Source organism: Caldimonas sp., from assembly GCF_046289365.1.
Lineage (GTDB): Bacteria > Pseudomonadota > Gammaproteobacteria > Burkholderiales > Burkholderiaceae_C > Caldimonas.
Window position 1 is genome coordinate 1 of sequence record NZ_JBKBVU010000011.1, and the last position, 9,797, is coordinate 9,797.

Annotated in this window: 11 protein-coding genes; 3 read left to right on the top strand and 8 right to left on the bottom strand. The window is 68.6% G+C overall.

The genetic code is table 11. From position 1 onward, the window contains the following. Positions 1-426: NAD(P)-dependent oxidoreductase (locus ACK42S_RS02195; protein WP_409702781.1), on the top strand; the 426-nt coding region annotated here is incomplete at its 5' end. On the opposite strand, the gene holA is transcribed toward ACK42S_RS02195, so the two are convergent. The 5 genes from holA to ACK42S_RS02220 are packed head-to-tail and all read right to left on the bottom strand — an operon-like array spanning position 420 to position 6,110. Further along, on the bottom strand, positions 420-1,535 hold the full coding sequence (gene holA / locus ACK42S_RS02200) for a DNA polymerase III subunit delta (RefSeq protein ID WP_409702783.1): 1,116 nt from the start codon (positions 1,533-1,535) through the stop codon (positions 420-422). The two genes, ACK42S_RS02195 and holA, sit on opposite strands and share 7 nt — an antisense overlap. 9 nt (positions 1,536-1,544) lie before the next feature. Beyond that, positions 1,545-2,051, bottom strand: coding sequence for an LPS assembly lipoprotein LptE (gene lptE, locus ACK42S_RS02205; RefSeq protein WP_409702785.1), 507 nt, complete (start codon positions 2,049-2,051; stop codon positions 1,545-1,547). Then, positions 2,038-4,707, bottom strand: coding sequence for a leucine--tRNA ligase (gene leuS, locus ACK42S_RS02210; RefSeq protein ID WP_409702787.1), 2,670 nt, complete (start codon positions 4,705-4,707; stop codon positions 2,038-2,040). Before leuS ends, lptE begins: the two co-directional genes overlap by 14 nt. A gap of 20 nt (positions 4,708-4,727) precedes the next feature. Next, positions 4,728-5,531 (bottom strand): 4-hydroxy-tetrahydrodipicolinate reductase, encoded by an 804-nt coding sequence (dapB, locus tag ACK42S_RS02215; protein ID WP_409702789.1) that lies wholly within the window; start codon positions 5,529-5,531, stop codon positions 4,728-4,730. A 45-nt stretch (positions 5,532-5,576) separates the two neighbouring features. Next, a complete protein-coding gene (locus ACK42S_RS02220) occupies positions 5,577-6,110 on the bottom strand; it encodes an outer membrane protein assembly factor BamE (protein WP_409702791.1) in 534 nt (177 codons plus the stop codon). Positions 6,111-6,230: 120 nt separating this feature from the next. Between ACK42S_RS02220 and fur the strand changes: the two genes are divergently transcribed. Next, positions 6,231-6,665, top strand: coding sequence for a ferric iron uptake transcriptional regulator (fur, locus tag ACK42S_RS02225; protein WP_409702793.1), 435 nt, complete (start codon positions 6,231-6,233; stop codon positions 6,663-6,665). Between the two features lie 21 nt (positions 6,666-6,686). Here the strand turns inward: fur and hprK are convergent, their stop codons facing one another. The 3 genes from hprK to hpf all read right to left on the bottom strand — a co-directional run bounded on the left by hprK (position 6,687) and on the right by hpf (position 8,778). Next, positions 6,687-7,646 (bottom strand): HPr(Ser) kinase/phosphatase, encoded by a 960-nt coding sequence (gene hprK / locus ACK42S_RS02230; RefSeq protein ID WP_409702795.1) that lies wholly within the window; start codon positions 7,644-7,646, stop codon positions 6,687-6,689. Between the two features lie 80 nt (positions 7,647-7,726). Then, entirely contained in the window at positions 7,727-8,197 is a 471-nt protein-coding gene (locus ACK42S_RS02235) for a PTS sugar transporter subunit IIA (RefSeq protein ID WP_409702797.1), read from the bottom strand. A 227-nt stretch (positions 8,198-8,424) separates the two neighbouring features. Then, positions 8,425-8,778 (bottom strand): ribosome hibernation-promoting factor, HPF/YfiA family, encoded by a 354-nt coding sequence (gene hpf, locus ACK42S_RS02240; protein ID WP_409702799.1) that lies wholly within the window; start codon positions 8,776-8,778, stop codon positions 8,425-8,427. 324 nt (positions 8,779-9,102) lie between these two features. Here hpf and ACK42S_RS02245 point away from each other — a divergent pair. Next, on the top strand, positions 9,103-9,797 hold a 695-nt coding region (locus tag ACK42S_RS02245; RefSeq protein WP_409702801.1), incomplete at its 3' end, for a CoA-binding protein.

Genomic DNA, 9,797 nt, shown 5'->3' on the forward strand with positions numbered 1-9,797 from the left:
ATGCCGGGGGTGGAGGTCGCACGGGGCCGCCAGGGCCTGCACGCCCTGCTGGGCGAGGCCGACATCGTGGTCAACCTGCTGCCGCTTACGCCGGACACCCAGGGCCTCTTCAACGCCACCACGCTGGCCGCGATGCGGCCGGGCGCCTCGCTCGTCAACCTCGCGCGGGGCGGGCATGTGGTCGAGACCGATCTGCTGGCCGCCCTCGATGCCGGCCACCTGCGTCATGCCGTGCTCGATGTCTTCCGTGACGAACCTCTGCCGCAGCACCATCCCTTCTGGGGGCATCCGCGCGTGACGGTACGCCCCCATGTGGCGGCCGCGACCGATCCGCGCTCGGCGGCACAGGTGGTGGCGCGCAACATCCGCGCGCTGCGCGAGGGCCGGCCGCTGGCCCATCTGGTGGATCGGGCGGTGGGCTACTGAGCCAACGGCTTCAAAGCAAGACACCGCGGCAACACCAGCGGGGCCGGGCCAGTGATGCCGGCGCAGGGCTCGGCCAACATCAGCGTCAGCCGCCGCAGGGCCTGCCAGGGGTCGGCCGGCCAGTCCGGATGGGGCAGGCCCTTGACCAGGCCGTCGCAGACCTGGGCGGCCTGCAGCAGGCCGTGCAGCACCGTGTCGGGCAGGCGGGGCAGCACACGCTCGTAGAGCTTTTCCTTCACACCCCAGACCCGGTTCTCGCGCAAGGCCATCGGCAGCGGGCGGCCCGCCGCGGTGGCATCCTTCACGCGCTTGAGCGCACGGATGTCTTCGGCCAGCGTCCAGTGCACCAGCACGGCGGCCTCGCCCTCGGCCTGCAGGCCATCGAGCATGCGCAGCGCACGGGCCACCTGGCCGGCCAGCACGGCCTCGGTGAACTTGTAGACGTCGTAGCGCGCCACGTTGAGCACCGCAGCCTCGACCTGCTCGAAGCTGAGTTCCCCCTCGGGGTACAGCAGGCCGAGCTTCTGGATCTCCTGGTGGGCGGCCAGCAGATTGCCTTCGACCCGGTCGGCGAAGAAGGCCAGCGTGCGCTGCCCGGCCTCGCCGGCCTGCACGCGCTGGCCCTGGGCGGCCAGGCGCTGTGCAATCCACTGGGGCAGGGCCTTGCGGTCGATGGGGTCGATGCGCACACTCACGCCGGCGGCGTCCAGGGCGCTGAACCAGGCGCTGGCCTGCGTGGCCTTGTCCAGCCGCGGCAGGATCACCAGCGTCACGACCTCCTCGCCCAGCCCCCCGGCAACCGCCTGTGCATAGCGCTGCAGCGCCTCGCTGCCGTCCTTGCCCGGCTTGCCGCTGGGAATGCGGATCTCCACCAGCCGTCGGGCCGAGAACAGCGACAGCGCCTGGGCCCCGGCGAGCAGCTCGCTCCAGTCGAACCCCGGCCCGGCAACGGTGTAGACGCTGCGCTCGCCATGGCCGGCAGCCCGGGCGGCCGCGCGGATCGCGTCGCCGGCCTCCTGAACCTGCAGCGGCTCGTCGCCGTGCACGACGTACAAACCGCGCAAGCCCTGACGCAGATGCGCGACCAGTTGATCGAAGCGCACTTGCATGGGCCTGACTCAGCGCTGCAGCGCCGCCAAGCGGCGAATCACCTGGGCGGCGATGTCCTCGCGCATGCTGCGCAGCAGCTGCGCCTCCTCGCTCTCCTTGGCCAGCGAGGCGGTCTCGTTGTAGCTCATGGCTTGATTGAGCGACAGCTGCGTTTCGTCCAACCACAGCTCGCCATCGGAGCGGCGCAGACGAAAGCGCAACCGCAGCTGCAGCGTCAGCTCGCGGATCTGGCCGGCCGAGGTGCGGCTGCCCACGCCGCGCTGGAAGCCGTCTTCCAGCACCTCGAAGACGGCCTCGGCCTGGCGCGGGTCGTCCACCAGGCGCAGGTCCGGCACCGCGGCGAGCTGGCGGCGCAGTTCCTGGCCCATTGGTGACAGCGGGTCGAAACCCAGGCGCAGGCTGCGAAAGGGCAGGCTCGTGGCACCGCGCAGCCGAAAACCACAGCCGGCCAGCAGGCCCAGACCGGCCAGCGCCAGCACGGGCCGGCGCGCAAGACGGGGCTCAGACCACCACATTCACGAGACGCCCAGGCACCACGATGACCTTCCTGGCCGGCTTGCCCTCGCTGAATTTCGCGAACTCCGGCGCGGCCAGTGCGGCGGCCTCGATGGCCGCCTTGTCGGCGCTGGCCGCCACTTTGATCGCCCCGCGCAGCTTGCCATTGACCTGCAAGACGAGCTCGATCTCGTCTTGCACCAGCGCGGCTTCGTCCACCAGCGGCCAGGGCGCGTCGAGCAGATCGCCGAAGCGCTGGGCATACCCCAGCTCGCTCCACAGCACGTGGGTGAGGTGGGGGCAGGCCGGATAGAGCACGCGCAGCAAGATGCCCAGCCCTTCGCCCACGGCCCAGGCCGCGTAGTCGGCGCCGGCATCGGCGCGGGCGTCGAAGCCCTCCAGCGCGTTGAGCATCTTCATGCAGGCCGACACCACGGTGTTGTACTGCATGCGCTCGTAGTCATGCGTGGCCTGCTGCAGCAGCCGGTGGATCTCCAGGCGCAGCTTCTTCACCTCGACCGGCGCGGCGTGCCAGATGATCTCGGTGGCCAAGCCCGGCATCAGCATCTTCGCCGGCAGGTCGCGGTGGGCCTGGGCATAGTTCCAGACGCGGCGCAGGAAGCGGTGGGCCCCCTCGACGCCAGCGTCGTTCCACTCCAGCGTGGCCTCCGGCGGCGCGGCGAACATCGTGAACAGGCGGGCGGTGTCGGCGCCGTAACGGTCGATCAGGTCCTGCGGGTCCACGCCGTTGTTCTTGCTCTTGCTCATCGTGCCCACGCCTTCGTAGGTCACGGCCGAGCCGTCGCGCTTGAGCCGGGCCCCGGTGATACGGCCTTGATCGTCGTAGACGTTGTCCACCTCGTGTGGCCAGAAGTACTCGATGCCGCCCTTGTCGGTGCGGCGCGAGTAGATGTGGTTGAGCACCATGCCCTGGGTGAGCAGCTTGGTGAAGGGCTCGTCTACCTTCACCAGGCCCAGATCCCGCATCACCTTGGTCCAGAAACGTGCATACAGCAGGTGCAAGATGGCATGTTCGATGCCGCCGATGTACTGGTCCATCGGCATCCAGTACTGCGCGCCCTCGGCCACCATGCGGTCGTCACGCTTCGGGTCGCAGTAGCGCATGTAGTACCACGCGCTGTCCACGAAGGTGTCCATCGTGTCGGTCTCGCGGCGCGCCGGCTTGCCGCAGCGGGGGCAGTCCACCTTCAGGAAGCTCTCGCACTTGTTCAGCGGGTTGCCCGAGCCGTCGGGGATCAGGTCCTCGGGCAGCACCACCGGCAGATCCTGCTCGGGCACCGGCACGGCGCCGCAGTCGTCGCAGTGGATGATGGGTATCGGCGTGCCCCAGTAGCGCTGGCGGCTGATGCCCCAGTCGCGCAGGCGCCAGGTGGTCTTCTTCTCGCCCAGCCCCTTGGCGGCCAGCAGCTCGGCGACCTTGTCGACGGCGGCGGCGTAGGACAGGCCGTCGAGCACACCCGAGGCAATGCAGCGCCCGCGCTGCTTGTCGGCATACCACTCGGCCCAAGCCTCGGTGGAATAGCGCTCGCCCTCGACGGCGACCACCTGCTTGATCGGCAGCCCGTACTTCTTCGCGAACGCGAAGTCACGCTCGTCATGCGCCGGCACGCCCATCACCGCGCCGTCGCCATAGCTCATCAGCACGTAGTTGCCCACCCACACGGGCACAGCCTCGCCGGTCAGAGGATGTTGCACGGTCAGGCCGGTGGGCATGCCCTCCTTTTCTTTGAGCGCCAGCTCGGCCTCGGTGGTGCCGCCTTGCTTGCAGCGCTCGATGAAGGCCGCCAGTTCGGGACGTCGCGCCGCCGCATGCGTGGCCAGCGGGTGTTCAGGCGCCACGGCGCAAAACGTCACGCCCATGATGGTGTCGGCGCGCGTGGTGAAGACGTACAGCCGCCCGTCCTGGATCAGTGCCCCCGAGGCGTCGCGGATCTCGTGCGGGAAGGCAAAGCGCACACCCTCGCTCTTGCCGATCCAGTTCTCCTGCATCAGGCGCACACGCTCGGGCCAGCCGCTCAGGTGGTGCTGCACGTGGTCGAGCAGCTCCTGCGCGTACTTCGTGATCTTGAGGTAGTAGCCGGGGATCTCGCGCTTTTCCACCAGCGCGCCCGAGCGCCAGCCGCGTCCGTCGATCACCTGCTCGTTGGCCAGCACGGTCTGGTCCACCGGGTCCCAGTTCACCACCTGGGTGCGGCGCTCGGCGATGCCCGCCTCCAGCATCTTCAGGAAGAGCCACTGGTTCCACTTGTAGTAGTCGGGCGAGCAAGTGGCGATCTCGCGCGACCAGTCGATGGCCAGGCCCATGGCCTGCATCTGCCCCTTCATGTGGGCGATGTTGGCGTAGGTCCACTGCGCCGGCGGCACCTTGTTCTTCATCGCCGCGTTCTCGGCGGGCAAGCCGAAGGCGTCCCAGCCCATGGGCATGAGCACGTTGTAGCCGTTCATGCGCAGGTAGCGCGTCAACATGTCGTTGATCGTGTAGTTGCGCACATGGCCCATGTGCAGCTTGCCCGAGGGGTAGGGCAGCATCGAGCAGGCGTAGAACTTCTTGCGGCTCGCATCCTCGGTGACGCGGTAGGCGTCGCGGGCTTGCCAGTGGGCCTGGGCGGCGGCCTCGACCTGGCGGGGATCGTAGGGCGTGGTCTCGGTGCTCATGGTGCGGGAGGACGGCTTTCTTATTGGAGGCCCAACACGTCGGCCATGTCGAACAGGCCGCGCTCCTGGGCGGCCAGGAAACGCACGGCGCGCAGGCTGCCCTGGGCATAGGTGGCACGGCTGCTGGACTTGTGCGTGATCTCGATGCGCTCGCCGGTGCCGGCAAACAGCACGGTGTGGTCGCCCACGATGTCGCCGCCGCGCACGGTGGCAAAGCCGATGGTGGAGGGGTCGCGCTCGCCGGTCACGCCCTCGCGGCCGTAGACGGCGCATTGCGCAAGGTCGCGGCCCAAGGCCTGGGCCACCACCTCGCCCATCTTCAGCGCGGTGCCGCTGGGGGCATCGACCTTGTGACGGTGATGGGCCTCGATGATCTCGATGTCGTAGCCCTGCGCCAACGCCTTCGCGGCGGTCTCCAGCAGCTTGAGCACGACGTTGACACCCACGCTCATGTTGGGCGCCATCACGATGGCGATGTCTTGCGCGATGCGTGCGATCTCGGCTTTCTCAGCTTCGGAAAAGCCGGTGGTGCCGATCACGGCCTTCACGCCCAGTTCGCGGCAGACCTGCAGGTGGGCCAGCGTGCCCTCGGGGCGGGTGAAGTCGATCAGGAAGCGCGCATCCTTCAGGCCGGCGCGCAGGTCGGCGCCGATGCTCACACCGCTGCTGCGGCCCAGGAAAGCGGCGGCATCCTGACCGAGGGCCGGGCTGCCCTCGCGGTCGAGGGCGCCGGCCAGCCGGCAGTCGTCGGCGGCCAGCACGGCTTCGATCAGCACGCGGCCCATGCGGCCGGAGCTGCCGGCAATGGCGATGGGATGGGTCATGTCGGGACTCGTCGGGCGAAAAAAGGCAGAGGGTAGGACCGGCCCTCAGCGGGCCGCCGGTTCCAGCGGGGGGTACTCGCGCGTCGGCGGCTCGGCCGCAGCAGCGGCGGCAGGCTCGGCCGTCGGGCGCGGGGCGGGCAGGTTGCGCATCTGCTCCTCGGTGAGCTGCAGGACCGGCACGCTGCGCGGCTTGCGGAAGTTGTCGATCGAGGCGACGAAGGCCTCCTCGGTGGGCAGCTCGTCGGCGTCCAGGCGCACCAGGCGGTCGCCTTCGAAATGGGCGGTGACGCGGCGCGTCTGCGGCTGCGTGCCGGCGCGACGGATCGCAAAAACGTAGTCCCAGCGGTCGGCGTGGAAGGGGTCGGTCAGCAGCGGCGAGCCCAGGATCTCGCGCACCTGGGTGCGGCTCATGCCGGGGCGCACGGCGCGGGCCATCTCGGCGGTGACCACGTTGCCCTGCACCACTTCCACGCGGTAGGGGGTGAGCAGGCCCAGCACGGCGCCGTCGTCGCGCGCGGCGCAGCCGGCCAGCGACAAGAGGGCGAGGGCGGCAAGGGCGGGACGCAAAGCTTGGGTCATCAGGGTTTCTCGGGAGAGGGCAGACGAGCGCAGGCGGGCCCGATATGATGCGAAGATTCTACCCAGCACGGTGCCGGCGCTTCGCAGCGCGCCGAATGTCCACAAGCCTGCGGAGTGCCCATGACCACCCTGGAAGAACTCAAGAGCAGCGGCCTGAAAGCCACCTTGCCCCGCATGAAGATCCTCGAGATCTTCCAGAAGGGCACGATGCGCCACATGACGGCCGAGGATGTCTACAAGGCCTTGCTGGCCGAGGGCTCGGACATCGGGCTGGCCACGGTCTACCGGGTGCTGATGCAGTTCGAACAGGCCGGCATCCTCTCGCGCAACCATTTCGAGGCCGGCAAGGCCGTCTTCGAGCTCAACGAGGGCAAGCACCACGACCACCTGGTGTGCGTGGTGTGCGGCCGCGTCGAGGAGTTCTTCGACCCGGAGATCGAACGGCGTCAGCAGCAGATCGCCAAAGAACGCGGCTACGAGCTGCAGGACCACTCGCTGGCCCTGTACGTGGTGTGCGGCCGCGAGGGCTGCAAGGGCCATCACGGCGAACGCTGAGCAGGGCCGGACGGCGGCCGCTCACAGGCTGGTGTCGTCGCGTTCCATGGCGCGCTGGTGGCGCTCGATGAATTCCTTGTAGGTGTCGATGCCGCGCAACTGCAAGATGGTGTTGCGCACGGCGGCCTCCACCAGCACGGCCAGGTTGCGGCCGGCGTCCACCGCGATCACCACCTTGCGCACCGGCAGGCCCAGCACGTCCTCATACAACGGCTCGTAGGGCAGGCGCTCGAAGTCGCGCTCCATCGTCTCTTTGCGCACCAGGTGCACGATGAGCTTCAGGCGCATCTTGCGGCGCACCGCGGTCTCGCCGAAGATGGCCTTGATGTCGAGCAGGCCGATGCCGCGCACCTCCAGCAGGTTCATCAGCAGCTCGGGGCAGCGGCCCTCGATGGCCGTCTGCGAGACGCGGTACAGGTCCACCGCGTCGTCGGCCACCAGGCCGTTGCCGCGCGAGATCAGCTCCAGGCCCAGTTCGCTCTTGCCCAGGCCCGACTCGCCGGTGAGCAGCACGCCCAGGCCCAGGATGTCCATGAAGACGCCGTGGCGCGTGGTGCGCTCGGCGAAATGCAGCGCGAGGTAGCTGCGCAGCACGTCGATGACGAAGCCGGCCGATTCTTGGGTGACGAACAGCGGGATCTCGGCACGCTCGCACATCGCCACGAGCTGGTCGGGCGGGGTCTGACCATCGGCCACCACCAGCACCGGCGGCTCCAGCGTGACGATGCGGGCGATGCGACGGGCCTGGTCCTCGGGCTCGGCGTTGGCCAGGTAGTCGACCTCGCGCCGGCCGACGATCTGCACCCGGTAGGGATGGATGTAGTTGAGGTAGCCCACCAGATCAGCGGCCGACTGGGCATCGCGCACGGCGACTTCGTCGAAGCGGCGTTCGGGATGGGCGTGGCCGGCGATCCACTGCCACTTGAGCGCGGCCCGGTGGGCCTCGAACAGGGCCTCGGCACTGATGACGGTGGGTTTCATGGGGCGGGTTGTAACCGCTTTCGGTGGGGGCTGTCACCCTAGTGGGTCCGCTGCACCAGCCCCGCTCCGGTGGCCAAGGTTCAGGCCACCGATTTCAGCGGTTCCCAGTTGGAGATCAGCTCATGAACCTTGGCGGCCTCGGTCTCGGTCTTCAGGCGCTCGCGCAACTCTCGGTCGCTGAGCAGCTCGGCGATCTCGGAGAGGATCTCCAGGTGGCGCTGGGTGGCCGCCTCAGGCACCAGCAGGAAGATCAGCAGGCTGACGGGCTCGTCGTCGGGGGCGTCGAAGGGGATGGGCTGCTGCACCCGCAGCACGGCGGCCAGCGGGTTCTTCAGGCCCTTGATACGGCCATGCGGGATGGCCACGCCATGGCCCAGGCCCGTGGAGCCCAGGCGTTCGCGGGCAAAAAGATTGTCCGTCACGGTCGCGCGGGCGATGGCGTGCTGGTTCTCGAACAGCAGGCCGGCGTGCTCGAAGGCCCGCTTCTTGCTAGTGGCGTCCACGTTCACCAGCACGTTGCTGGCGGGGAGGATGGCTGCGAGACGGTTCATGCGGTCACCGCGCCGGGCTTGGCGGTTGGGGTCAACCTGTGCCCACGCGTCTTCGTGACAAAACGTTGAATTATAGGAAGCGCCCCTGTGGCGTATAGAGCGCACTCCCCAGCGACCTCGGGCATTGTGCACAGCTTGTTGCGTCGCAGCAAGCGCCGCGGGCAGCCGCTCAGGAAGGCAAACGGCGGCCCGCAGGCCGCCGGCGCGAATGCAATGTGTGTGTTCACTTATGCCACTGGCTCGTCCATGTCGCCGTTGAGGCGCTTGGGCGAGCGGTGGTGATGGTCCTGCAGACGATCCTTGTGCTTGACGACTTGGCGGTCGAGCTTGTCCATGAGTTCGTCGATTGCGGCGTACAGGTCCTCATGGGCGGTTTCGCAGAAGATGTCCTTGCCCTTGACGTGCAGGTTGACCTCGGCTTTCTGGCGTCGCTCCTTTTCCTTCAGTTTCTCGACCGTGAGCAGCACGTTGATGTCCACCACCTGGTCGAAATGCCGGGTGACCCGGTCGAGCTTGGTGAGCACATACTCGCGCAGAGCGGGTGTCACTTCCAGGTGGTGGCCACTGATCGTCAGATTCATTCGAACCTCCTTTCCGAGGGAGTGAGGGAGTCGTGCCCCAGGAGGGTGCGCCGACCCGGGCCGATGGCCCGAACCCAGTGTGCTCCTCGGGGGCCGTCGTGACAAGACGGTGACGCAATACCCGAAACCCGGGTGCGGCCGCTCTCCCCAAGCGGGCCGAGCTGGGGCATGATTCATCGCTGGACATCGCCAGCCGCCGCTGGACGTGTCGTCCGGCCCCTCCCCCCCCCGATCGACTCCAAGCCCTTGAGCCAGGTCAAGGCCGGCGCGCCGCTGGCCGCTAGGCTGACGGCAACGATGTCGTGACGACAGGGGAGTCCCGTCTTGAGCATCCGCAACCTGGACGCGATGTTCCGCCCGGCCTCGGTGGCCGTGATCGGTGCCTCCGACCGTGAGGGCAGCCTGGGCCGGCTGGTGATGCACAACTTGCAGGCCGGCGGCTTTGCCGGTCCGGTGTGGCCGGTCCATCCGCGGCGCGAGTTCGTGGCCGGGCAGCGGGCCTGGCCTTCGGTTGCGGCCCTGCCCGGCGTGCCCGACCTGGCCGTGCTGTGCACGCCCGCGCCCACGGTGCCGGCCCTGGTGGCCGAACTCGGGGCACGTGGCACACGTGCGGCTGTGGTGCTCAGTGCCGGCCTGGGCTCAGTGTCGGCCGACGGCGGGCGCAGCCTGCGCCAAGCCATGCTGGAGGCAGCCCGGCCGTACCTGCTGCGCATCCTCGGTCCCAACTGCGTGGGCCTGCTGGTGCCGGGATGGCGCCTAAACGCGAGCTTTGCCCATACCGGGGCCCGGCCCGGCTCGCTGGCCTTCGTCTCGCAGTCCGGCGCCCTGGCCACCGGACTGCTGGACTGGGCGGATGCACGTGATCTGGGCTTCTCGCACTTCGTCTCGCTGGGCGATGCCGCCGACGTGGACTTCGGGGATTTGCTGGACTATCTGGCCACCGATGCCTCGACCCGGGCGATCCTGATGTACATCGAATCCATCCAGGCGGCGCGCAAGTTCATGTCGGCTGCACGCGC

Bases quoted from the DNA above. Each gene is read 5' to 3' on its own strand.
- holA (WP_409702783.1), bottom strand. From the start codon at position 1,535: ATGCAAGTGCGCTTCGATCAACTGGTCGCGCATCTGCGTCAGGGCTTG.
- lptE (WP_409702785.1), bottom strand. From the start codon at position 2,051: ATGTGGTGGTCTGAGCCCCGTCTTGCGCGCCGGCCCGTGCTGGCGCTG.
- leuS (WP_409702787.1), bottom strand. From the start codon at position 4,707: ATGAGCACCGAGACCACGCCCTACGATCCCCGCCAGGTCGAGGCCGCC.
- dapB (WP_409702789.1), bottom strand. From the start codon at position 5,531: ATGACCCATCCCATCGCCATTGCCGGCAGCTCCGGCCGCATGGGCCGC.
- ACK42S_RS02220 (WP_409702791.1), bottom strand. From the start codon at position 6,110: ATGACCCAAGCTTTGCGTCCCGCCCTTGCCGCCCTCGCCCTCTTGTCG.
- fur (WP_409702793.1), top strand. From the start codon at position 6,231: ATGACCACCCTGGAAGAACTCAAGAGCAGCGGCCTGAAAGCCACCTTG.
- hprK (WP_409702795.1), bottom strand. From the start codon at position 7,646: ATGAAACCCACCGTCATCAGTGCCGAGGCCCTGTTCGAGGCCCACCGG.
- ACK42S_RS02235 (WP_409702797.1), bottom strand. From the start codon at position 8,197: ATGAACCGTCTCGCAGCCATCCTCCCCGCCAGCAACGTGCTGGTGAAC.
- hpf (WP_409702799.1), bottom strand. From the start codon at position 8,778: ATGAATCTGACGATCAGTGGCCACCACCTGGAAGTGACACCCGCTCTG.